This is a genomic window from Paenibacillus alvei DSM 29 (assembly GCF_000293805.1).
GTDB lineage: Bacteria > Bacillota > Bacilli > Paenibacillales > Paenibacillaceae > Paenibacillus_B > Paenibacillus_B alvei.
The window spans coordinates 435,520-459,553 of sequence record NZ_AMBZ01000005.1 but is presented as its reverse complement, the minus strand read 5'-3'; the positions used below and the strand labels follow the sequence as shown (position 1 = coordinate 459,553).

The window sequence follows — 24,034 nt, the reverse complement described above, 5'->3', positions numbered from 1 at the left end:
CAAACGGGCATACAGCATCTATTGGGGGTGCTGCATGCCGAGATCTTTCTATGTAATGAACGAAATAACCGTAACACGCGAACCAGAAGGTGCATACGGTCTGTATCTCCTGCCGGTTCGATTGATTCTATATCTGGAATTTTCAAAGAAATATAACTTGGTCATTGTGCATACCAGTTTCGGGCAGTATTACACGCCTGGTACAATTAAATTTTGGACGCGCGCATTAAACGCAAGCGGCCATGTATTCAGAATTTTTGATCGGGTTAATTCGGCAAACATAAGGAACATAAAGAGGATTGATACTGAAAAGATGTATACGTATTTTGATGGTGGTTCAAAAAAATGTACCCTAACAACAAATGATTATGAGGAACTGGAAAAAGAGTTTCCAGAGATAACAAAACTTAATTATAACTCTTTTTGAATGTCGAAGTAAGTCGAAATGTGCAGTGATTCCAACAACTTTCGTCTGACGAAAGATTCTGTACAAATTTGCGTGTAGGAACAATAATTAAATTAAGTTCCGCGGACGCTTGAAAATTTAATGAGTGATGAGGGGGAATTGAGAAGAGTAATTGAACAGTGTGCTTAAAAAGTATACTGACAGTGTACTTTCATCGAGGTAGAGCCTGTTAGCTCCGTACCCACTCGTAAAGGTCATCCATCCCACATCTCAATGCCTTAGATATTGTATACATTGCTTCAGGTGACATGTAGGATCGATTATTAGCATAATTTGATATAGCTTGTACCGAATATCCAGTAATAAAAGCTAAATCAACTTGTCTCATACGAGCTTCTTTTAGGCGGAGTTTTAACAGGCATCTACCCCGAGTAAATGCCATTGTGTTTCTCCTTTGGGGGCAATGCTGTTTTTCAAGGCAATTATACCATTATTACATCATGAGAGGATGAATCAGATGCCGACAGTTTCGTTGTTTGATATAAATTATAAGGATTCAACGTCACCTATTTCCATTCTTTGCAATGAAGCTAGTTATTTCAGCCAAGAGCTTTCTAGTGCTATTTTTGAGGTCTTTAAAACCGAGATGAAGAAAGTTTACCGCACGGCAGTAAGATCCGTTGATTGGTACGATCCAACAATGTGTGAGAGAATTGCTGAAGTAGTAAGTTTGTGTGAACAAGAGGTAAAAGGGGAGTATGATGAGTTCGTGAGGATTTTGAAAGATATAAAAATTGATCCATCGCAAATTTACAACCACTATCATAGGCTGGAGGATTTGTACGTTCAAAACATCAGGGTTGCTGAAATAGGGTATATAATTGGTGTAACAGATACCATTGCATAATAAGAGCATCAGACAAGGGAAGCCCTCTATAGTTGAGGGCTTTTTATGTGCACTTTATATTGGATGGTTCTTTATCGACAGGCCATTCCAATGGGCCAAAGGATATGATAAGCCGCCTGGAGACGATGGTGCTAAGCGGAGCGAATCTCCCCGTCATTGTGGTTAGGCAGCAGATTGCCTCTGCAATTGACATAATTGTGCATCTGGCAAGGATGAGAGATGGCTCGCGCAAAGTGCTGGAGATTACAGAAGTAAGAGGATTTGTCGAAGGCGAAGTGCAGTTGTCGAGCTTATATCAATTCGAAGAGAGCGGTCAAGAAGATGGCAGGATTATCGGGAGGCTGGTTAAGCGCGGGACGTTAGAACATGTGGACAAGCTGCGAATGGCAGGACTTGAGCTGCCTTGCGTGGGAGGGGACGGGGAAAGTGAAGCAACAGAAGGATAAGGCGGAGACGGGACTTCCTCGATACGATGCATATGTTTTGAACCATAAGGAGAGGATCTTCGCGATCCTTGCGGGATGTTCAGCAATGGCTGGTATCGGATACCTGTTTTATCAGCATTGGCTCGGGATGATCCTGCTATCAATCATTGGTGTTCGCTATACCCGTATCCGCCAGCGAACACTGCTTGAGCGCAAGCGATCACAATTGACCTTGCAATTTAAGCAGACTTTATATTCATTATCATCCGCTCTCGGTGCAGGAAGGTCAATGGAGAATGCATTTCGGGAGGCTGCTCAGGATCTAAGGCTTCTCTATCCTGGAACTGATGTAGATATGATTCGGGAGCTTCACATTTTGTCATTGCGCATGGAGAATGGAGAACCGGTAGAACAAGCCATGATGGACTTCAGTGAGCGAGCGCAGCAGGATGATATTGCGAATTTTGCAGATGTATTTATGACCTGTAAGCGAACAGGCGGGGATTTGATTGAAGTAGTGCGCCGGACCTCCTCCGTCATTGGCGAGAAAATGGATATTCTACAGGAGATAGAGGTACTTGTGGCGCAGAAGAGGCTAGAGATGAAGGCTATGATGGCTGCCCCATTTTTGTTCTTGGCATTTCTCAATATGAGCTCGCCTGACTTTATGACGCCGCTGTATGAAGGGATTGGCAGAGTGATTGCAACGGCCGCATTAATCGTGCTGTCCATTGGAGTTTTATTGATTCATAAATTAATGGATATTCGGGTCTAATCAGACATTTTATTTCCGATGAAGTTGTTTAGTGAAAGGGGAGGTAGTTGTGCTGCCTACTTGGATCTGGGGCATATCCAGTATAGTAATTATCGTGCTGTACGTTTTGATGAATCAAGCTGGAAAAGCGCGATATGCTGAATTGCTTGCTGTCATTGGCTCGGAAATGAAAACAGCGAAATGGCTTCCAGCATCATTGATGTGGCAGGAGAAGCTGCAGCCAATCCTGGATACTCACCCCGCCCTAGCGAAGATAAGGCAGGCGCTTATGCAAATGCATGGACCAGCACGATCTCATTCGATGTATCGGGGAGTGATGGCGGAGATGGGGCTGTATCTGTTCGGGGGAGTCGTAGCGGGATTTCTCCTTCCTGCTGTAACAGACGGCAGCTTCACTACTATGGCAGGCGGTATGCTGCTCGGCGTCATTCTCCCGCTCGTGCGCGGCAAGGAGGTTGTCAACAAGGCCGAGCGCAGACGCCAGGACATACAATTGGAGCTTCCGGAATTGATTAACAAGCTAAATCTGCTTGTACAAGCTGGGGAAACCGTACCGAAGGCACTTGCAACCTGTATTGAGCGGAAGAAGTCAGAGAACCAGCATCCATTATACATAGAGTTGTTTCGAATGATGTCAGATGTACATAACGGCTATTCCTTCGCGCAGGCAATGGAGCTGCTGGCGAAGCGCTGCTCGATGCAAGAAGTATCTATGTTCGTGACTACAGTGCTCATGAACCAGCGGCGTGGCGGGGAGACATTCATGCTTGCGATGGCGGATTTGGGCAGACAATTGTGGGACAAGCGCAAAACGGTGGCACGCAAGCGGGGCGAGGAGTTGTCAACGAAGCTGGTATTTCCGATGATGTTGATGTTTCTAGTTGTTCTTGTTGTTGTCGGTGCGCCAGCACTATTGATGATGCAGGGGTAATATTATCGTGTTTTCATTTTTATTGGAATTAAAGGAGGATAACAATGTTGAACTCACTATGGAAACGATTATGGGTCGAAGAAGACGGGCTTGGCATGGTGGAGATTGTTGTCATTATTGCCGTTATTGTCGTTCTTGCACTTACATTTCGGGAACAAATCAAGGAGTTTCTGAAAGGGCTATTTGCAAAGGTGGACACCGAGAAAAATAAAATTTTCGATAGCACGCCATAAGAGGGGATTTCCTTGAAGAAAAATCTTCATAAATGGTGGAAACGGCTTATTTCCGAAGAGGGTACTTACACGGTTGAAGCGAGCATCATATTTCCAGTTGTTTTTTATTGTTCTTTAGCAATGCTTTTCTTCGCGATGCTGATGTTCCAGCACGTCATGTCGTCACATGCTGCGACGCTTGCGGCAGAGCGGGGAGCAGCCTTCTGGGACAATAGCTTCAAAGACGCAACTACGGGTTCTTATCCAGAAGGCAAGCGTGATGGGCTGTACTGGCGATTATTCGATGATTTTATGCTGGATCGTTTGCTTGGTGTTGTAACCGGCAGTGTGACGAACGAAATTTCGCTGCCAGTCAGCAGCGACTCTTCTTCACTTCCAGAGAAGAAGCTCATGCGGGCAGGAAGACTTTTGCCGCCTATTTTTCAGGGAGAGATGAAATTCGACAACATTGCAATTGAACGCAAGGTAAAGGTTTCACTTGATCGTCCCTTGTACCAAAAGGCATTTGCGCAGCTTACTGGACGTCGAGTATCTGGAGAAGGCGAGGCTGCCGCAGCCGTTGTGGAGCCTGTAGAATTTATACGTTCCGTTGAATTTGGACGGTATATGTATACCAAGCTCACTCAATGGAAGCAGAAGGGAGTCACGAATGAGCAAGCTGCTGATACGATTAAGCGGGCAGCTAAATAGCAGATGGAATCGAAAAAACCTCAATGATAGATGCGGAGGTGTTCAAGCGGATGGGGGACGAGAGGAGAACTCGCATGAGGCGAAGTTTATGGAAAGATGTTCAGGGCTCCGTATCCGTCCTTCTCATTTTTATCGTTGCCGCAATCTTTCTGTTTACGAGTGTGCTCATTGATTATGCTCGTATAGCGGCCGCTGAGTGGCGGGCGGAGGTGCTTGCTCAGAGCGGAATTCGCTCCGTTATGTCAGCCTATGAACCTGCACTGCAGCAGCGTTATCAATTGTTCGCTTACGGACAGTCCGATCCGGCCATTATTATGGATTATGTAATGCAGGATCAGGCGAGGCTAAAGGCTACCGGTGTATTTCCATGGGTATCTGTGCTGTTAGACAGCCATTCCACCTCGATTACGAGAGAACTTGGACGATATGATGAGTTGGAGCGGCAGATCTTAGAAGATATGAAGTACAAGGCGCCTGTTCAATTTGCGTTTGATTTGTCCAGCAAGTTGAAGCCAATGTCCAAAGTAATGAAGGAAGCAGCGCAAACAACAGAGCTGCTATCCAAGTTGCAGAAGCTGGTTGACAAACGTGATAAGGAAATACGCACAGCCTTTAAGCTACAGATCTCGCTTCGTAATGATGCTGCACGATCTGACCTGTCCAGCCGAATAGCGACAGGAGAAAGCGATATCATGCGAGATAGCTCGCTGGGTTCAATTCGAAGTGCAGCGGATATGGGAGCACAATATTCAGATTATGTATATAAGATTCGTTTGGATGAGAACCGTGCTGAAGATGAAGACAAGCAATATGAGGATGCTACGGATGCGTATGAGACTGACTCATCAGATATGTCTAGAAGGCTGATGTCGGTTTCCTCTAGCTTATTGGATCAGCATCGTAAGGGGGTGAATACGGCTCTGATCCATATTGAGAGGGCCCGTCAATACAATGAAGAAATGAAGCAGGTCATTCAAGAGGGGCGTGCCAGCTCGAATTACAACGGATATGACCAAGTTGGTCAATCCAGTGAGCCAAGTGTAGGGACGATAAGTGATTCTGAACAGATGTCAAATGAAATTAAACGAATTAATGAAGCTGCTGATGATCTAGTGATTCCAGACACTTTCATTACGGAATGGAAGCAGGAGGTAGAAAGACAGCTTCGCAGCATGGAGCAAGTGAACGAAGCAGCGAATCAGGTTCAATCAACGGCAAACCAAATTATGGGAAGGACAATATCCTCTTATAGTCTAAAGAATACGGTTTTCAGTTTTTGGAGGCAGTGGCGTCAGTATGCAAAGGATTACGTAGACGCCTCTAATGTGATCGATGCCAGGGAGCAGCAGTTTGAAAAGCAACGATCCACGGAAAAGGAGCGCAAGCAAAAAGAAAAGGAGGCAAATGAAAAGCTTGGAGAAGCAACTGATTTATTGTCTTCATTAAAAAAACTGACGAATCAGTTAAAGGAGCATGATCAACTGTTTCAAGAAGTAAAGAAGAAGGCAGAGGCTATCGCGGCTTTTAATGATAGTGTATCCGAAGAAGAGACTGCAGCAGACAAACATTATGAGAATGCGGTAGAAGAGGGAAAGGAGTCTATGGATTCTGTTACCTCGATTTATGACAGCATTGCAAGTGGGTTTAGTTTGTTAAAAGATCGATTATACCGCAATGAGTATGCGTTCCTCTACTTCAACTCTTATGATCCTATGAAGCTGAAATCGATGCTTACGTCAAATAAGCCTGCGGATGAGCTGGTACAATCCTTATCCATACATAACCAGGAAGTTGAGTACATATTGTATGGATTCCATAATCCATCAAGTAATGTTGCAGCAGCATTTGGGGAAATATTTGCAATGCGGCTTGCGATTCGGACAATGGAGGGTTTTATCGAGTGCGCAAAGTTGAAACATCCGCTGCTCATTTTAATAGCTGCAATTTTATATGGAATTGAACAGGCGGTTCGGGATCTGATTCTTCTCGCTACGCAAGATAAAGTGCCGATTTCGAGATACTTGCCTTCTGTTACATTGTCGTATTCGGATCACTTGCGTTTGTTTATGCTCGTTCATGGCAGTCGAGAAGGAATGCTGAAGCGCATGCTCGCTCTTATTCATCAAAATACAGGTATCGATCCTACGACTAGAGGAACCTATGGTGACACAGAGCTGCGAATTAGCACACCATTATGGTTCCTGCCCGGGGTAATGAAATGGATTGGGCAAACCGGCATATTGGGCGGTGAAATCGAGAATGGAAGATACTATGCAACAAAGACTTCTGTGTTCTCATATTGACGGCAAGAAACAGCTTGCAAAAAGGAATTGCTTTGGACGAGACGGCAACTGGATGCGCCGTTTTATTGGCGATGGTAGGGCCAGTATCACAATTGAAGCTGCGCTGATGCTGCCGATGGTACTGTTCTTGTTTTATTTTTTGTGTATATGATTTACGCCTCAGTAATTACGACATCTCTGCAATCCGCAGCGACGAATACAGTGAAGCAGGTAGCTGCTCACATGTATCCTATCGAGCTGATAGTGAAGAAAAGGGAATCAAAGGATAGAGAGAGCAAAAGCCCCTTTCTTCGCAAGCCGCCAGCAATGGCTCTAAAAATGACAGCACGGCAGTTCGCTGAGCGCTTTAGTAATGCCTTGCCCCCACCTTTGAATCAATGGGCTTCCGAGCATATGGTAGATTGGGCGGAGAAACGAGCAGAGGCAGCAGGAGAATGGGGACAGGCTCGCGTTGGAGCAGCTTTGTTTAAGCCTTTGCTCATTCGTTATGGAATTCAAGGGATATTAAAGGAAGAGCGGATTCGGATTACACATGTGAAGCTGCCGGATATTGTGGATAAGGAAGAGTCTTATATTGCGATAGAGGTAGAGTACGATCTACCTATGCGTGTGCCTTTTCTCTTGAAGACTATTACTATAGCTGCGAGAGCATCAGAGCGGGTATGGATTGGTGACGGTCCCCAGTCGAGAACGGCTGGGGGAGAAGCAAAAGCTGAGGGGGGTGCGCCACCTGCATTTGTTAGTCTGGAACCAGATCCCTTATTGCCTGGACGTAAAGCCAAGTTGGCGATTAAGGCTATACCACATGAAAAGGTCGAGCTAGTGGTCTTCTATAAAAGTGGAAAGAGTAAAGCAAGGCATATTGGATGGGCTGAAGCGGATGCCGACGGCAATGTAAGCTGGGAATGGCTCGTATCTGGCAATACAACATCTGGTGAATGGAGATTGGTCGTGAACACAGAAGACGGAGGAACTGCAGAGAGGCAATTTACAGTAAATTAATTTGAATGGCTACCGCAAGGGTGAAAGGATGCTGCCGAATGATATGGTCGATCGGGCTATGTGGGATATTGCTTGTGGCTGCGTTTACAACCGATTTGCGAACTCGAAAAATACCCAATTATTTAACCGTTTCAATTGTGCTTGTAGGCTTCATTGGACATTGTGCTGCAAATGGATGGGGTGGTCTGTTATTCAGCCTATTGGGGGCTGTCTGTGGCTTCGCTATTACACTAGTACTTTTTATACTTCGCGCCGTTGGTGCAGGAGATGTCAAGCTGTTTGCAGCGATAGGAGCATGTATGGGGGCTGCTTTTGCATGGGACACATTTGTTTACGCCATTATATATGGCGGGATGATTGCGGCAGCAATCATGCTATTCGGGCGTGAAAGAAGATGGAAGCGATTTGGAACGGCTATCATTCAATTTATGTGGCTTCGTTCTGCGGCACCTTTGAAGCATGTGACCTCCAATCAAGCAACCTTTCCCTTTATGTGGGCGGTACTGCCTGCAGCGATAACAGCATATTGGGGTCAATTATGGATCTAGGAGGTGGTCGGTGTCGATGTATGGCTATAAGGCGGATTTTGTCCATGAAGGGAAAATGAGAATGCTGCTCACCAGAGAGCCAACTGTCCATTCCGATGAATTGGATGCCTATCAGATCAATATGCTGCGCTTTAATGAAGTTCCTCATTTGCTGCCCGTGGAAATTCGAGAAGTCGATTTTGAGGCATCATTTTTATACGATATTAGTGGTAAAAAAATGATGGAGCAGGTGCTCCGTTCTTTACAGATTACTGCGATTCAATATTTTGAATGGATGTTTCAACTGGTCAATGTGCTGGAAGGATGCCGAGCATATATGCTGCATCCGAACCAAATTTTATTGCACGAGCGCTTCATTTATGTAGACGGGAGCTCTTGGAACGGAAATCTTTATACTGCGTACATCCCAACAGTGGAGCCGTTACATCCACAAGCTGGTATGGAAGGCTTGAGGAGATTAGGCATTTTGTTGTCCTCTCATGTCAATGCTTGGGATGGAGATGGTTTTCAACGTCTTGTGCAGTTGTTGTCTCAGGAAGGAGCAACTCTTGCAGATGTGCGTGGCTTATTGCAATCCTTAATTGTGGGTTCAGCGTCCGGCAGGTCTGTGAATAATAGGCAGCTCACAGAAGGGCAGCTTAATTCGGGGGACGGCGGGAGAGGTGGGCGGGATAATCAGAACCAGCTACCTAATGAATACACAGGTGCCGGGACAGAACTAGGAAGAGACGAGTGGAATTCCGCGGCATTTCCTTCTTTTGATAGGCAGGATCGAGTGCCCTCGGCATTCGGTCAATCGAAGTCTAATGTAAGTTCAAGTCAGCATGAGCGAGGTCACTGTACGATCCCGGATGAGGCAGGACAAGAATATGAACAGAGCAATAAGAAGTATACGATCGTTACATCTGGGGTTGTCATTACTGTGGCCGCACTAGGATGGAAGTTTGGTTATATGTCTAACCCCACTCCTGAAGTATTTACGTATACAATAGCTTGGAATATTGCTATCGTTGCTATTGGCGCAATGTATTTAACGGGAATTCCCAGCCGGTGGTGGAAAAAGCTGTACTCTCACAAGGCGGGCTATCAGAAAGCAACAGATGAGCAGAAATTTCAACCGAGAGCAAATCAGGATTGGAATAACCCCAATAGACTTCCTGAGTTCTTATCAATGGAGCTATCCCATATATCCCAGCCTATGGGTGCGATGGATACACACAACAGCAAAGAAAAAGGGAGCTCACAATTGGAACAGAACACAGTGCTATCATCCTCTCCATCGGCTTCGGAACTAGCTGGACATCAGACCAATGAACGATCAACTGCTCATACCGCATCAGCCAGTTCAGAAGTTTTGAGTTTTTTACAGCAACAGAGAGCTGGTGAGATGCCTCAAATGTCTCATATCGGAGTAAATCACTTCCATAGTGAGCAGCGATCAATAGTCGGTGGTGATCAAGGCTCGCTTGCTGCAGATGGTAATGACTATTATGCTTCATTAACTCATCACACAGCTATTTTAGATGCTTCTGATTCAGATGCTACAGTTATGCTTGGAGAAGGACAAGCCGAAGGCAGCCCGAGGGAACCGTATCTCCAGCAGCTCGATGAAGCGGGAATGGCTATAATTGGCACTTATTCTCTCCAAGTGTTTCCGTTCATAATCGGACGTGCTGATCAAGGCGTGCATCACCGAGATGAAAGTATGGGGGTATCCAAGCATCATTGTGAATTCATAAGGACACCGACGGGCTCCTTAGAACTACGAGATTTGGGCTCAAAAAATGGAACGGAACTACAAGGGGAGCTTTTGATTCCCTACAAACTATATTCATTAAATGATGGCGATAAGCTATCTATCGCCCGTTCGAAGTATATATTTCGGGTGGGATAACAAAGAGGGACAGACGCTGCGTCTGCCCCCCCTTTGTTAGGGTCATACTGTCAATAATGATCGATTGAGAATGACTCTGATGCGGAAAGTGAATCGCTAAAATCATATTCGTATGATAAGCAAAGCTTGGTAAACGGTTATACATTTTCGTTCATCAATGAGCTGCTGTTGTTCTTCTTCGAATCGCGAAGCTCGGTCAATGCTTTTTCCAGTGTTCCATATTGGAAGGTGAAGCCATGCTCCAGCACCTTAGCTGGATAAACACGCTGACCTTGGAGCAACAGGGAGGACATTTCGCCAAAGAGAATGTGCAGGGCAGCAGCAGGAACGGGCATCCAGTGCTTTCGTCTATACACTTTAGCAAGGGATCTGCCGAAATCATCGTTGGTTACCGCCTCTGGTGAGGACGCATTTACGACTCCTGCAATTGAATCATACAGCACGAAATCAATGAGTCGAACCATGTCCGTAATATGTATCCAGGATAAAGGTTGTTTTCCCGAACCAATTCGTCCCCCAATGCCTAGCAAATACGGCAGCTTTATCATTGGATACGCTCCGCCTTCATTCGCCAGTACTGGGGCTATCCGCAGCTTAATGGTGCGATCAGCAGGAACGCGATCCGCTGCCTCTTCCCATTGATAGATAACATCTGTTAAAAAGTCATCTCCGCGAGCCATGCTCATCTCATCGAAGGTTCCCGTCTCGGAAGGCCCATAAATGGAAATGCCCGAGGCACTTATGTAGATCGGCAGCTTACGGGACAGCTTGCTCGCCCAATCTGCAATTCTCCGTGTAGGAATGATGCGGGAGGAGAGAATACGATTTCGAGCCATGCTAGTCCAACGTTGATTAATGGATTCTCCAGCTAGGTTCACAACGGCATCTACATCTTGAGAATGCTCGGGGATATGGGTCAGCTCTGACCAACTAATGGCTTGAACTCTTTTCCTCTCACCATAAGCATGCACTTTCGCAGGGGAGCGGGAAACGATGATAAGCTCATGGCCTTCTTGAAGCCAAAAATCGATCAGAGCCCTTCCGATAAGCCCGGTTCCGCCGCAAATCATCACTTTCATGTCATATCCCTCCTAGCACGTTAATGGAATGGATAGAACTAAGATGTGATTTACCCGAATAGATGCTTGTGTATGCGCATCCATCTCTTAATACGGAGAAACGATAGGAATCATTTGTTGAGCAGATGCTTATATGGTGTGTAATCGATTCCATTATTGTCCAGAAATTTAACGAGGCTTCTATAATCACGCTTCGGTGTAGCCATGATGTATCCTTGGATGCAATGATCCTGCGTTACTTCTGCCGCGCCGCTCTCACAAGCTACTTGCCCAATTTTGGCTGCGATCGAATGACGAGCAATATCGCGGAAGGGAGTCGGTACGGGCTCAACAAGCTTTTCCAAAAATGCCTTTGATTCGTCCGTCCACAGGCCTCGACTTTGTTCTACCCAGTAATTCTGCCAATCCAGCTTCGACTTGCCATCATTCATTGGAAGCACCTTCATAAATTTGCGGAACATGAAGTAGCCGCCAATCGCCATCAGGCCTAATAAGACGAAGGTCCAAAATGCAATGGAATTCATAAACCAACGGCCTGGGCCATCAATAGCCATTGGGAACAGGGTGAACGAGTTAAGCATAAATTCTCACCTCATGATTGTTGGTACTTTTTACTAAGATGCTTATATCGAATTATACCCCATTCCTAGATATATTTCGAGAGTAAGTGGTGGAGCCAGCAGGTACAAAAAGGGTAACGTTTAATAACGTGGTATCAGGATCTGTTGGATACCTCCAAGTTTTCTACAACACCAATAACATCTGGCGTACCTTCCGTGACTGGAATGAGGAAATCACGGCGCAACTGGATCACTGTTTTCATTCTAGAATAGAAACAATTTTTCTTTTTAGAGCTCAGGTGCGGAAGCATATGGTTCTATGTCGTTTTTGCACGGATTGAAACTTATAATATAGAAAACATAGAGCCGCCAAGGTTTAGCCATGGCGGCTCTAAGGGTTTCTACCATAGTACTCTTTTTAGATCAATATTGATTTGTGCTGTTTCGCCATCTTTATATGTGTACAGCTTATTAACTTTATAAGTGAGATTTCCTCTAGCAATTGGGCGAGGCGGTTTTATGCGATCGTTAAAAGCGCTAATATTAATGCGATAGCTATTTCCCTCGACTAAAAGGGAATTATTGATGTTGAATTTTGTTTGGAAACGGTCTGTGGGATAAACTTTTTGGTGAGCTATTTCTCTGTTCGTTTCGACTTCCCTGATGGATACCTCGAAGTAATTGTACCCGCCTGTACTCCACAACAGAACATGTTCAATATATTTCGCGTCTGGTGGTGGAGACTGTTTCTCTACTGAATTTGTAGATTCTACAGAGGCCGGAGCTGCATGTGGAGCTGCATGTACAACTTGTCCTGTTAGTGACAGAGTTGCTGCAATGGTTAATGCAACAAATTTTTTCATTAACAGTAGTATCCTCCTAAAATATGGAATTTGATTACATGACAATCTTAACCAAAGCTTAAAGGGTAGTCAACAGGTAACTCTATTAAAGAGCTAATGAGCCGAGAGGATAGAATTCGACGGCGCTTTAATTTAGGTGCTACCTGAAACTGGATTGTTTTACCATCATTAGAGTTATGGTTTCTTGTTCAGATAGACATGGTGAGATTACGCAGAGGTATATAGTTGTTCGTCACATTCGAGATGGAGTGCTCCATGCTACCTTCCCACAAAAACGATGCTAAACCGTGCTATCCGTTGACTAAACGTGCTTACGCAAAAATCTAAAAAACGCACCATTACAGCGTTTTTGCAAAGGTTCCCTAACGATAGCAACGTTGCCTAGATTTATTTCGATAATCCTTGTAGAATAAGGGGAAATGATTTTGAAAGGAGCAATTACATGCTGAAAATTGGATCTCATGTTTCGTTTTCCGATAAAGGGCTGTTGACTGCAACGAAGGAAGCAGTATCCTATGGGTCAAGCTCGTTCATGATATATACTGGAGCGCCGCAGAATACGCGCCGCAAGCCAATTGAATCGCTCTATATTGAAGAAGGCAAGGAACTGATGGAGAAGCACGGCATTGGAGAAATTGTAGTGCACGCGCCGTACATTATTAACCTTGGATCGTACAAGCCGGATACGTTTGAGCTGGCCGTTAATTTCCTCCAAGAAGAAATTCGCCGCACAGACTGCATTGGTGTGAAAAATATTGTGCTTCACCCAGGTGCTTATACCGACAAAGATGCTGAGTTCGGCATCAACCGGATCGCAGAGGGCTTGAACGAGGTACTGAGCAATACGAAAGATACAGACGTCAATATTGCTATGGAAACGATGGCTGGCAAAGGGACAGAGATTGGCCGGAGCTTCGAGGAAATTGCCTCGATTATTGAGAAGGTTGAGGATAATCATCGCCTAACTGTATGTTTTGACACATGCCATACTCATGATGCTGGTTACGATATCGTCAATGATGTTGATGGTGTTTTGGAGCAATTTGACCGCATAGTAGGTCTGGATCGCATTGCGATTGTGCATATCAACGACAGTAAAAATCCACTCGGAGCTGGGAAAGACCGTCACGCCTCGCTAGGATCTGGAATGATTGGCTTTGAGGCGATTCAACGCATCGTGCATCATGAGAAACTTGCAGGCAGACCATTTATTTTGGAGACGCCGTGGATCGGGAAAGACTCGAAGAAGCAGCGTCCGATGTACGAAGCAGAGATCGCTCTCCTTCGCGGCGATGTGGAGCGCCTTGGTTCAGAATTTATCCCGGATGTGGAGCGTCTGGAGCATTTCTTCAAGGGACAGGATATCGCCCCGCGTGAGTTCGTATTGGCGACATGGGATGTACTTAAAAAAGATGCGAAAGCTCGAAAGGCTGATCCGCGCGAGCCGATGGAGCGGCTGTATGATATGGTTGGCGAGGCAAATCTATTCCCAGACCTGTCTGAGGAAGAGATTAACCAGCGTCTAACGGCTTGCTTAGCTGGACAGGCTGCTTGGAAATAACCATCATAGCTTGTATGTAGAGTATAGATGCGAGAACATCAGCTGTTATGATTCGATTGGATAGGCACGAATGAAGCATGAAGACAGAGAGTATGATGCAAATGATATTCATGATGTGAAATCGATGTAAAGACTGCAGGAAGCAACGCTCATTCATGGAGGAGAAACGAAGATGACCCACCAACACACGATGGTTCACGCCCTTCAACAAGCTGGGGAACAATCGCGCAATCGCGCACGAATGCTGATCTCATGTCCAGATCGGGCAGGGATCGTATCTGCTGTATCTAAATTTTTGTATGAGCATGGAGCGAATATTGTCCAATCCGACCAATATACGATGGATCCAGAAGGCGGCATGTTCTTCATGCGCATTGAATTCGATATGGAGCAGCTGGATGGCAAGCTGTCACAAGTGGAGTCGGAATTCGAGTCCATTGCATCAGAGTTCAATATGCAGTGGCGTATTTCTCGTGTGAGCAAGAAGAAGCGTATAGCGATTTTCGTATCGAAAGAGGATCATTGTCTGGTTGAACTGTTGTGGCAGTGGCAGGCTGGTGATCTGGATGCAGAGATCGCGATGGTCGTAAGCAATCATCCTGATATGAAGGAATATGTAGAGTCTTTCGGCATTCCTTATGTTCATATCCCGGTGGACCCGAACAATAAGCCGGAGGCGGAGCGCAAGCAGTTGGATGCTGTAGAGGGTAAGGTTGACCTGATTGTATTAGCTCGTTATATGCAAATCATTTCACCGAAATTCATCGAGAAATACCCGAACCAAATAATAAATATTCATCATTCCTTCCTGCCGGCATTCGTTGGCGGCAAGCCGTATCAACAAGCGTACAACCGCGGTGTGAAGCTGATCGGGGCAACAGGACATTATGTAACAGAAGAGCTCGATGGCGGACCAATCATTGAACAGGACGTACAGCGAGTGACGCATCGTGCGGATGTGAATGAACTGAAGCGAATCGGCAGAACGATTGAACGCGTTGTACTTGCACGCGCCGTGCATTGGCACATTGAGGATCGGATTCTCGTATACCAAAACAAGACGGTCGTGTTTAATTAGATGATGTTGTGCTGGCTGTTGCCGGCTGCAGATGATTCTGCGGCTGGAACAGCTTTCTTTTATTATTTGGCCAGCGGGCAAGGCCTGATCCAAGACCCGCTGATAAGCTAAGCATGAAGTTCGGATATACTATATCTAAATATCCATAGCTTTTCACACGTTAAAGTAGCATCGAATAGGGTAGTAATGATACAATGAATGCAAAATAGAGCACAGCGTACAAGCTAAGTATTTACGCATTTTCATTTGTTCTGTATAGCTTTCAGCTTGTGATGAGTTGGACAAGGAGGAAATCATCAATGACTGCAAACCAAATGAATATTGACGAGCTATCGGTGGCGGCGATTCGAACACTTGCCATCGATGCCATTGAAAAAGCGAAATCGGGTCACCCGGGCATGCCTATGGGTGCCGCTCCTATGGGGTACCATTTGTTCGCCAAGGCAATGACGCACAATCCTATCAATCCTACATGGATTAACCGTGACCGTTTCGTGCTCTCAGCTGGACATGGTTCCATGCTGCTGTACAGCCTTCTTCACCTTAGCGGATACGACCTTCCTATGGAAGAAATCAAGAATTTCCGTCAATGGGGTAGCAAAACTCCAGGTCACCCGGAGTTTGGACATACAGCTGGTGTAGATGCAACAACTGGTCCACTTGGACAAGGGATTGCAATGGCAGTAGGTATGGCTATGGCAGAAGCACAACTCGGTGCAACATATAACCGTGACGGCTATTCTGTTGTTGATCATCATACGTTTGTAATTTGCGGTGATGGAGATATGATGGAGGGCGTTGCTAGTGAAGCAGCATCGCTTGCAGGTCACTTGAAATTAGGTAAATTAGTTGTACTTTACGACTCGAACGATATTACATTGGATGGCGAATCCGGCCTGTCCTTCAGCGAGAACGTTCGTCAACGCTACGAAGCTTACGGCTGGAACACGTTGCTGGTTAAAGACGGCAACGACCTTGCAGCAATTGCGCAAGCAGTTGAGACGGCAAAACAGGATCCAAGCAAGCCGACATTGATCGAAGTGAAGACAGTTATCGGATACGGAAGCCCGAATAAGCAAGGCAAGGGTGGACATGGCGGTACACACGGATCTCCACTCGGCGCTGAAGAGACGAAGCTGACGAAGGAATTCTATAAGTGGGGACATGAAGACTTCTTCGTGCCTGAAGAGGTTTACAGTCACTTCGATACAAATGTAAAGCAGAAGGGCGTAAAGGCGAACGAAGAGTGGGACAAAATGTTCCAAGCTTATCAAGCTGCTTACCCTGAGCTTGCGAAACAATTCGAAACTGCGATTAGCGGACAGCTTCCTGAGGGCTGGGATAAAGATCTTCCGGCATATGCGGCAGGAGACAAAGCATTGTCCACTCGCGTAGCATCCGGTAATGCCTTGAACGGTCTTGCAAAGAACGTTCCGAACCTGACAGGCGGCTCTGCTGACTTGGAAAGCTCCACAATGACGCACCTGAACGACCTTCCAGCGTTCCGTCCTGGTCAATATGACGGCCGCAATATTTACTTCGGTGTGCGTGAATTCGCAATGGCAGCAGCAATGAACGGTATGGCATTGCACAGCGGTGTAAAGGTATTCGGCGGTACATTCTTCGTATTTACTGACTACTTGCGTCCGGCTGTTCGCTTGTCCGCATTGATGGGATTGCCAGTAACATATGTGTTGACGCATGACAGTATCGCAGTTGGTGAAGATGGCCCTACCCATGAGCCTATCGAACAGCTCGCATCTGTGCGTATTATCCCAAATGTGACGGTTATCCGTCCTGCTGATGCAAATGAGACTTCTGCTGCATGGGCTTATACGCTGCAGAACCAATCGAACCCAGTCGTGCTTGTTCTGACACGTCAGAACTTGCCTATCTTGGAAGGCGGCGTAACAGCATCTCGCGAAGGCGTTGCTCGCGGCGCTTACGTGGTATCCGATGCGAAGGATGGCAAGCCTCAAGCGCAAATTATTGCGACAGGATCGGAAGTTCAATTGGCTGTGCGCGCTCAACAAGCATTGGCTGAAGAGGGCATCCAAGTACGTGTTATCAGCATGCCGAGCTGGGATTTGTTCGAGAAGCAATCGAAGGAATATAAAGATTCCGTATTGCTTCCAGATGTGAAGGCTCGTCTTGCGATTGAAATGGCTTCTCCATTCGGCTGGGAGCGTTATGTAGGAGACCAAGGCGACATCATTGGCATTTCTACATTCGGTGCTTCTGCTCCTGGAGACCGTGTCATCAGCGAGTATGGCTTCACTGTAGAAAACGTGGTAAGCCGTGTTAAGGCATTGCTGTAATACCCGATATCATGGAACCAAAATACTTGACGGTGGGAATTCAGTCCTGTTAAGTACAAATTAGATAGAGAGCAATCGGGTTCCTTCTCTTATTCAGTTGGAGAACTCGGTAATGAACAAGGCCGCCTAACGGGTGCAAGTAATTAGAATTCCCGTTGTTGCGGCCTTGTTCGTAATGTTTTTAATAAGATTTGTTAATATCATCCTATTTTTGTGTCTGAACTGATATAATAAAATTTATATATACAAATTATTATGGTTAGGGCGAGGAGTAGTCGAGTGAAACAGAAGCAAAGTCATTATGCGACCGGTATCGCAGCTGCCGGGCTGTCCTACATTATTTGGGGGTTCCTCCCGATTTATTGGAAGCTGCTTGGTTCTGTGCCGGCAGCAGAGGTATTAGCTCATCGGATTATTTGGTCATTAGTATTCATGATTATCCTGTTGGCGCTATTGGGAAAATGGAGAGCTACTGCGTCAGAAATCAAACAGTTGCTCGCAAATAAGAAGCAGACAATTAGTATTATTGCGGCTTCCATTTTGATAAGCATCAACTGGCTCGTGTATATTTTCGCAGTCGAAAGTGCGCACGTGGTAGAAGCAAGCCTTGGTTATTACATCAACCCATTGCTTAATGTTTTTCTTGCGACATTTTTCCTAAAGGAAAAATTGACGAAAGCAGAATGGTCAGCTGTTGGGATTGCAGCAGCAGGGGTTGTGTGTCTGACGGTATATTACGGCAGCTTTCCTTGGGCGGCGTTGACCTTAGCGACAACGTTCAGCTGTTATGGGCTCATTAAAAAGAAGGTGTCTGTAGGTCCTTGGACTGGATTGACGGTAGAAACCTTAATTATGACGCCTTTTGCGCTCATTTTTCTGTTTTTCTTCAATCCGAGTGGCACACCGTTGTGGGACAAAGACAGTTCGATTATTATGCTGCTCATAGGGGCGGGAGTTGTAACGGCTATTCCGCTGCTATTGTTTGCAACGGGCGCGAAGCGAATATCGTTCACACTTGTGGGTTTTCTGCAATATATTGCACCAACCATTATGCTGCTGCTTGGTTTGTTCGCGTTCGGTGAAGCGTTCACGACTCCTCAATTTCTTGCATTTTCACTCATTTGGGTTGCATTAGTCGTATTTTCGATTTCGAGGATCCGTGCAAATGCTCAAGCTTCTAAGGAAGTCTCACAGGCAGGGAATTCTACGGGGAGCGCATCTACTGCATCGTAAAAATGAGGTGCTTGTAAGCGTTGAAATCAATCAACCGAGTAGAAGGAATGCAGAATGCATGGTGAAAATAGGAAGGGAGCGCCGAAATATACGTGCACTCCCTTTGTCATCGTGTTCCTATAAAGCGCCTTTTAAAGGAGCTAGGTCATTGTTTTTCACGGTTATGCCCAATTGGATGGCCGATCCATTGCTCGTATATTTTCACAAGCGAACATAAATCCTCTTCACCATAGCCCGCTGTTTGTCCCATTTGGAATAGACTCTTTGCAAGCTCCAGCATCGGTGTTGGCGTTTGCATCGCGTCTGTCAGTACGGAGGCAAGCTTCAAATCCTTGAGCATCAATTGCAAAGAGAATTGATTGTCGAAGTTGCCTGCGATAATTTTCTCACCCTTAAGTTCGGCTGCCTTGCTTCCTGCACTGCCATTGCGAACTACCTGAAGGAATGCTTCTGGGTTCACGCCAGCCTTGGATACCATTGCAAAGCCTTCCGCTAGAGCGGCATTATTGATGCCGACAATCGTGTTATGGGCAAGCTTCGTAATGGAACCGCTGCCGTTTGGGCCCATATGGACGATCATCCGTCCCATCGCTTCCAATACAGGCATAGCTCGCTGAAGAGCAGAATCTTCACCGCCCACCATAAAGACGAGTGTTCCCTCGACCGCTGCAGGCTTGCTGCCTGTTACTGGAGCATCTAGGAACTGCGCGCCACGCTCGGCGCATGCTGCTGCAAGACGCTGGACAAGTGAAGGGGATATTGTGCTGCAGTCGACGATGACTTGTCCGCTGCGAACGCCGGCGAGTACGCCATCATCACCGTAGTAGATCGCTTCAATGGAAGAATCGTCACTAACCATTGTGATTATGATATCGGACTGCTCAGCAGCCGCTCGCGGCAGATCCGCTGCATGAGCTCCTTGCTCAACTAACGGAATCGTTTTCTCCTTGGAGCGATTGTACACCGTCACTTCGAATCCTTTACCTAGCAGATTGGCCGCCATCGGCGCACCCATCGTGCCTAATCCAAGTACCGCTGCCTTCATTGCCTCTCATCCTCTCGCACTGTGAATGATTCGAATGATTTCGATGATGTTAGTGTATCATATTTGTCAGTGGCGGGGACAAGAAATCAGGTATGCCATGTTTGAAAGAAGGGGGTGACAGCGTATTCATATGCAAAATTGCGCAATGTTATAAATTTATTTTATCGTGTAATCCATTCCAATGAAACGCGTTCCCTTGTGTTTCCGTCCAAAATCCAGTATCCTATGACTATATTGATTTTCGTGGGGTAAAGTGGCAAAGTCAACCAATACTCGAGGAGGGTGTACGATGGCAAAAAAAGTGCACTTTGATTACAGCAAGGCGTTGACGTTCGTAAGTCAGCATGAAATTGATTATTTTAAAGAGCCCATTCGCTTAGCGCATGAGCAATTACATAATAAGTCAGGAGCCGGTTCTGATTATCTAGGCTGGATTGATCTACCTTCCGCATATGATAAAGAGGAATTCGCGCGCATTCAAGCGGCAGCTAAGCGCATTCAAGCGAATTCTGATGTGCTTATCGTTATCGGAATTGGCGGTTCCTATTTGGGAGCACGCGCAGCGATTGAAATGTTGAGCCATTCCTTCTATAACATGCTTCCGAAGGACAAGCGCAACACGCCTGAAATTTATTTTGCAGGCAATAACATTAGCTCGACTTATATGACTCACTTGATGCAATTGATCGAAGGCAAGGATTTCTCGATCAATGTTATCTCCAAGTCGGGGACAACGACAGAGCCTGCTATTGCATTCCGTATCTTCAAAGAATTGCTGGAGAAGAAGTACGGCAAGGAAGAAGCGAAGAACCGTATTTTCGCTACAACGGATCGCGAGAAGGGCGCACTGAAGACGCTGGCAACGGCGGAAGGCTATGAGACATTCATCATTCCTGATGATGTAGGCGGCCGCTACTCCGTATTGACGCCGGTTGGCCTATTGCCAATCGCAGTCGCTGGCATTGATATCGACGAGATGATGCAAGGTGCTAGAGATGCTTCGGAAGAATTCAGCAATCCGAATGTCGAAGAGAACCTTAGCTACCAATACGCAGCAGCACGCAATGCTCTTTATCGCAAGGGCAAAACAACTGAAATTCTCGTGAACTATGAGCCATCCCTTCACTATGTGTCGGAATGGTGGAAGCAACTGTTCGGCGAGAGCGAAGGGAAAGACAACAAGGGGATCTACCCATCCTCAGTTGACTTCTCGACTGATCTTCACTCGATGGGACAGTTCATTCAAGAAGGGACTCGCAACCTGTTCGAAACGGTTATTCAAGTGGAAGAAGTGAAGCATCACATCACGATTCAAGAGGATGCTGACGATTTGGACGGCTTGAATTTCCTAGCAGGCAAGACAGTCGACTTCGTGAACAAGAAGGCATTCCAAGGCACTTTGCTGGCACATACAGATGGTAACGTACCGAACTTGGTCGTGACGATTCCTGACATGACGCCATATTCGTTCGGATATTTGGTATACTTCTTTGAAAAAGCATGCGGCATCAGCGGCTATCTGCTCGGAGTTAATCCGTTCGATCAGCCAGGGGTGGAAGCATACAAGAAAAATATGTTCGCCTTGCTCGGCAAACCAGGATATGAAGCTCAAAAAGCAGAATTGGAAGCAAGATTGTCCGAATAAGCGGGCGGCATGAGTTATCAGCTTAGATAGGCAACAAGCCGTGAAAGCAGTTCTCCGACATGGGGGGCTGCTTTCTTGGCAATCTTGGAAGGTGAATCTTCATGCTGGAACAATATAAGACGGTGCGCCAATTCGGCAGCAAAGAAATCGTCATCAAGAAGTCGCGCTTTATCGGTTATGGCAAGCCAGTTGCCAACGAGGAAGAGGCGATTGCTTTTATAGAAGAAATGAAGAAGCAGCATTGGAATGCCACGCACAATTGCTCCGCTTACGTCATTGGCGAACGCGATGAAATTCAGAAGGCGTCTGATGACGGGGAACCTAGCGGCACTGCTGGCAAACCCATCTTGGAAGTAATCAAGAATCAAGGTCTGAAGAACACTGCCATCGTTGTAACTCGATATTTCGGGGGAATTCTGCTTGGAGCAGGCGGCTTGATTCGCGCGTATACAGATGGGGCTGTTGCTGCGATTGAAGCAGCGGATGCGATTGTGAAGGTGCTGCATCAAGAAGTGTTTGTTGAAATTGATTATACTTGGCTTGGCAAGCTTGAGAATGAGCTGAGAAATAAAGAGACAAGGATGGGGGAAACGCAATTTACCGACAAAGTGACATTGACGTGTTTGCCCGTCGTGTCGGAAACAGAGCGGTTTATGGCGTGGATTACGGATTTGACGCAAGGTCAGGCCGTCATTCGGAAGGGAGAGCCTATCTACTATATCGAAGGGGAATAAGGAGACAACCTCTATGCCAAGAAAAGCAGTGGATCAAGAGCTATCGCGAGAGCGCATCTTGGAAGTAGCGCGCCACTTGTTTGTCACGAAAGGATACCGCGCGATCTCCATGCGAAGTATCGGCCAACAATTAGGGTATAGCCACGGATCGCTTTATTATCATTTCAAAGACAAGGCAGAACTGTTCTACGCGCTAGTTCAGGAAGATTTCAAGCGCTTGGGACGGTTGTTCGAACGTGTTATGGTTCAGGCTCCTTCGGATGGGCTGTCGAAGATGGAACAGGTGATGCTGGAATTCATCCGCTTTGGTCTTGAACAGCCGCACCATTATGAAATTATGTTCATGACGCGGGATGAAGAATTGCTCGCGTACGCTCGCTCAGAACAAGGTCGCTGCTTAGAAATGTTCTCGACGATCGTTAGACAGACGCTCGCGAGCAGCATTCATACGGAACAGGAACGGCATAATATCCCACGAAGTATTTTTCTTGCCATGCATGGATTCATCTCCTTTTACATTCAAGATCAAGTCACCTTTGATGAGGTGAAACCTGCGGCGTTAGCCCATGTTCGTTTCTTATGCCGCAGAACGCTGGATTCGGCACAGACGGCGTAAAGCGTAATCATTCATAACTTGGAATCCTATGTTTTTGAATTAAAAAGAAGCCTTCTCACGTTTCCATTCGGCGCACATCGTGACAGTAGCCCAGCTCAAGGTTACTGGCATGAATGCAAGCAGGTAATCGGACGTAAGGAGGCTTTTCTATAGTAAAGCAAGACAGCGTATATTACTTTTTTGTATGTTGCTGGAATAGTGACAATATTGTAAGAAGAATTGTCATCAGAATCAGATGCTCATTCTGCGAACTTCATGTAAAGTAATAGATGTGGGGGAATAGACATAGAAGGAGTCTAACCATATCGTTGGAATGAAGTGGGGTAGATAGATCATGAAGAAGGCAGCGCTGCTGCTGGCGGTCATGTCGATCAGCTGGCTGTTGGCAGGATGCGGACAGGCCGTTCAGCATACCTACAACAAGGTTAATCAGGTCGTTACCGATTATGGAAAAGAGAAGTCACTCAATAAAGAGAAGGTCTTTCAAGTTGCGAAGGAAGGCCTCCGCAATTTATATGATATTTCCATCAGCGAACAGGATTGGAACCTGATTTGCGGATTCTCGAAATATTACGCTAACCAGGATAATACGAAGCCTGATGAAGGGCATGTGACCTTTATTGCCACACTTCAGGACATTGGGGAGCGGAAGAATGGCATTAGCGGTTTTTATGGTGAGGTAAATCTGAAGACAGGAGAACTATTTAAGCTCGGTTTATTGATGCCTTCAATAGGCTTGGATAGAGAAGAAAATGAGGTGTCAGAGCTTCAGGAGAAGGCGCAATCGTTCATTGTGGAACGGCTGCGAGCAAATGAACGTACTCTCCACGTCTTGAATGAAAAGAACAAGGAAAAAGGGATCTTTCTATTTCAGGATGCAGAGCTGGGAATGCGGTATGTCATTCGCATGAATGCGGAGCAGAAGAGGGTCACCTTCTTTAAAAAGTGGATACATTCCTAAAGGAAGTCCGTCAGATGCTGGCAATGCCATCGGCGGGCTTTTTATTATGTGTGAACAGTTCTTTAGTATGAGATGGGCCAAGGATCAACGTCTCAATAACGCAAAAATGGGTTATCACCTATCATAAGGGTTTCGAATAAGTTGCATAAGGTTCACTTACAAATTGGATAAGCGAGAGTATGCTTTTCAAATCTTAGGTATTGACGATGTCCGTTATTTTTGGTAAA

Annotated in this window: 24 protein-coding genes; 19 read left to right on the top strand and 5 right to left on the bottom strand. The window is 46.0% G+C overall.

Features of this window, described 5'->3' with window-relative positions; all coding sequences use genetic code 11:
* Nucleotides 1-34: 34 nt before the first annotated feature.
* Nucleotides 35-427, top strand: a complete 393-nt coding sequence (locus tag PAV_RS19015; protein ID WP_005549064.1) for a LytTR family transcriptional regulator DNA-binding domain-containing protein — start codon at nt 35-37, stop codon at nt 425-427.
* A gap of 208 nt (nt 428-635) precedes the next feature.
* On the opposite strand, the gene PAV_RS19010 is transcribed toward PAV_RS19015, so the two are convergent.
* Nucleotides 636-848, bottom strand: coding sequence for a helix-turn-helix transcriptional regulator (locus tag PAV_RS19010; protein WP_005549063.1), 213 nt, complete (start codon nt 846-848; stop codon nt 636-638).
* 75 nt (nt 849-923) lie between these two features.
* On the opposite strand from PAV_RS19010, the gene PAV_RS19005 reads away from it, so the two are divergent.
* The 10 genes from PAV_RS19005 to PAV_RS18960 all read left to right on the top strand — a co-directional run bounded on the left by PAV_RS19005 (nt 924) and on the right by PAV_RS18960 (nt 10,114).
* The gene (locus PAV_RS19005) at nt 924-1,313 is read left to right on the top strand and encodes a hypothetical protein (protein WP_005549062.1); all 390 of its coding nucleotides are present in this window, start codon (nt 924-926) and stop codon (nt 1,311-1,313) included.
* A gap of 32 nt (nt 1,314-1,345) precedes the next feature.
* Entirely contained in the window at nt 1,346-1,759 is a 414-nt protein-coding gene (locus PAV_RS19000; protein WP_313903352.1) for a type II secretion system protein E, read from the top strand.
* Nucleotides 1,740-2,513 carry a type II secretion system F family protein gene (locus PAV_RS18995; protein ID WP_005549059.1) on the top strand — a complete coding sequence of 258 codons (774 nt, stop codon included), beginning with the start codon at nt 1,740-1,742 and terminating at the stop codon, nt 2,511-2,513. Before PAV_RS19000 ends, PAV_RS18995 begins: the two co-directional genes overlap by 20 nt.
* Before the next feature lie 49 nt (nt 2,514-2,562).
* Entirely contained in the window at nt 2,563-3,444 is an 882-nt protein-coding gene (locus PAV_RS18990) for a type II secretion system F family protein (RefSeq protein WP_005549057.1), read from the top strand.
* Between the two features lie 44 nt (nt 3,445-3,488).
* Nucleotides 3,489-3,677: a Flp1 family type IVb pilin gene (locus tag PAV_RS18985; protein ID WP_005549056.1), complete on the top strand. Its 189-nt coding sequence runs from the start codon at nt 3,489-3,491 to the stop codon at nt 3,675-3,677.
* A 12-nt stretch (nt 3,678-3,689) separates the two neighbouring features.
* The gene (locus PAV_RS18980; protein WP_005549055.1) at nt 3,690-4,367 is read left to right on the top strand and encodes a pilus assembly protein; all 678 of its coding nucleotides are present in this window, start codon (nt 3,690-3,692) and stop codon (nt 4,365-4,367) included.
* A 74-nt stretch (nt 4,368-4,441) separates the two neighbouring features.
* The gene (locus tag PAV_RS18975) at nt 4,442-6,670 is read left to right on the top strand and encodes an acyl-CoA cholesterol acyltransferase (RefSeq protein WP_238555859.1); all 2,229 of its coding nucleotides are present in this window, start codon (nt 4,442-4,444) and stop codon (nt 6,668-6,670) included.
* Nucleotides 6,671-6,892: 222 nt separating this feature from the next.
* Nucleotides 6,893-7,672 (top strand): AAA family ATPase, encoded by a 780-nt coding sequence (locus tag PAV_RS18970; protein WP_238555858.1) that lies wholly within the window; start codon nt 6,893-6,895, stop codon nt 7,670-7,672.
* 38 nt (nt 7,673-7,710) lie between these two features.
* A complete protein-coding gene (locus tag PAV_RS18965) occupies nt 7,711-8,220 on the top strand; it encodes an A24 family peptidase (protein ID WP_005549051.1) in 510 nt (169 codons plus the stop codon).
* 16 nt (nt 8,221-8,236) lie between these two features.
* Nucleotides 8,237-10,114 carry a DUF6382 domain-containing protein gene (locus tag PAV_RS18960; protein ID WP_005549050.1) on the top strand — a complete coding sequence of 626 codons (1,878 nt, stop codon included), beginning with the start codon at nt 8,237-8,239 and terminating at the stop codon, nt 10,112-10,114.
* Between the two features lie 137 nt (nt 10,115-10,251).
* Here the strand turns inward: PAV_RS18960 and PAV_RS18955 are convergent, their stop codons facing one another.
* The 3 genes from PAV_RS18955 to PAV_RS18945 all read right to left on the bottom strand — a co-directional run bounded on the left by PAV_RS18955 (nt 10,252) and on the right by PAV_RS18945 (nt 12,616).
* A complete protein-coding gene (locus tag PAV_RS18955; protein WP_005549049.1) occupies nt 10,252-11,193 on the bottom strand; it encodes a TIGR01777 family oxidoreductase in 942 nt (313 codons plus the stop codon).
* Between the two features lie 110 nt (nt 11,194-11,303).
* Nucleotides 11,304-11,774: a DUF2621 domain-containing protein gene (locus PAV_RS18950; RefSeq protein ID WP_005549048.1), complete on the bottom strand. Its 471-nt coding sequence runs from the start codon at nt 11,772-11,774 to the stop codon at nt 11,304-11,306.
* Nucleotides 11,775-12,154: 380 nt separating this feature from the next.
* A complete protein-coding gene (locus tag PAV_RS18945; protein WP_005549047.1) occupies nt 12,155-12,616 on the bottom strand; it encodes a hypothetical protein in 462 nt (153 codons plus the stop codon).
* A gap of 442 nt (nt 12,617-13,058) precedes the next feature.
* Between PAV_RS18945 and PAV_RS18940 the strand changes: the two genes are divergently transcribed.
* The 4 genes from PAV_RS18940 (at nt 13,059) to rarD (ending at nt 18,806) form a co-directional block, all read left to right on the top strand.
* On the top strand, nt 13,059-14,177 hold the full coding sequence (locus PAV_RS18940) for a deoxyribonuclease IV (protein WP_005549046.1): 1,119 nt from the start codon (nt 13,059-13,061) through the stop codon (nt 14,175-14,177).
* A 172-nt stretch (nt 14,178-14,349) separates the two neighbouring features.
* The gene (gene purU, locus PAV_RS18935) at nt 14,350-15,255 is read left to right on the top strand and encodes a formyltetrahydrofolate deformylase (protein WP_005549045.1); all 906 of its coding nucleotides are present in this window, start codon (nt 14,350-14,352) and stop codon (nt 15,253-15,255) included.
* A gap of 299 nt (nt 15,256-15,554) precedes the next feature.
* The gene (gene tkt / locus PAV_RS18930; RefSeq protein WP_005549044.1) at nt 15,555-17,573 is read left to right on the top strand and encodes a transketolase; all 2,019 of its coding nucleotides are present in this window, start codon (nt 15,555-15,557) and stop codon (nt 17,571-17,573) included.
* Nucleotides 17,574-17,852: 279 nt separating this feature from the next.
* Entirely contained in the window at nt 17,853-18,806 is a 954-nt protein-coding gene (gene rarD / locus PAV_RS18925; RefSeq protein ID WP_005549042.1) for an EamA family transporter RarD, read from the top strand.
* Nucleotides 18,807-18,951: 145 nt separating this feature from the next.
* Here the strand turns inward: rarD and PAV_RS18920 are convergent, their stop codons facing one another.
* Nucleotides 18,952-19,851 (bottom strand): NAD(P)-dependent oxidoreductase, encoded by a 900-nt coding sequence (locus tag PAV_RS18920; RefSeq protein ID WP_005549041.1) that lies wholly within the window; start codon nt 19,849-19,851, stop codon nt 18,952-18,954.
* Nucleotides 19,852-20,140: 289 nt separating this feature from the next.
* On the opposite strand from PAV_RS18920, the gene PAV_RS18915 reads away from it, so the two are divergent.
* The 4 genes from PAV_RS18915 (at nt 20,141) to PAV_RS18900 (ending at nt 23,807) form a co-directional block, all read left to right on the top strand.
* Nucleotides 20,141-21,496: a glucose-6-phosphate isomerase gene (locus PAV_RS18915; RefSeq protein WP_005549040.1), complete on the top strand. Its 1,356-nt coding sequence runs from the start codon at nt 20,141-20,143 to the stop codon at nt 21,494-21,496.
* A gap of 101 nt (nt 21,497-21,597) precedes the next feature.
* Nucleotides 21,598-22,230 (top strand): YigZ family protein, encoded by a 633-nt coding sequence (locus tag PAV_RS18910; protein ID WP_005549039.1) that lies wholly within the window; start codon nt 21,598-21,600, stop codon nt 22,228-22,230.
* Nucleotides 22,231-22,243: 13 nt separating this feature from the next.
* Complete coding sequence (locus tag PAV_RS18905) at nt 22,244-22,846, top strand: TetR/AcrR family transcriptional regulator (RefSeq protein WP_005549037.1); 603 nt, start codon at nt 22,244-22,246, stop codon at nt 22,844-22,846.
* A gap of 334 nt (nt 22,847-23,180) precedes the next feature.
* Nucleotides 23,181-23,807 carry a hypothetical protein gene (locus tag PAV_RS18900; RefSeq protein ID WP_005549036.1) on the top strand — a complete coding sequence of 209 codons (627 nt, stop codon included), beginning with the start codon at nt 23,181-23,183 and terminating at the stop codon, nt 23,805-23,807.
* The last annotated feature ends 227 nt before the right edge of the window (nt 23,808-24,034 follow it).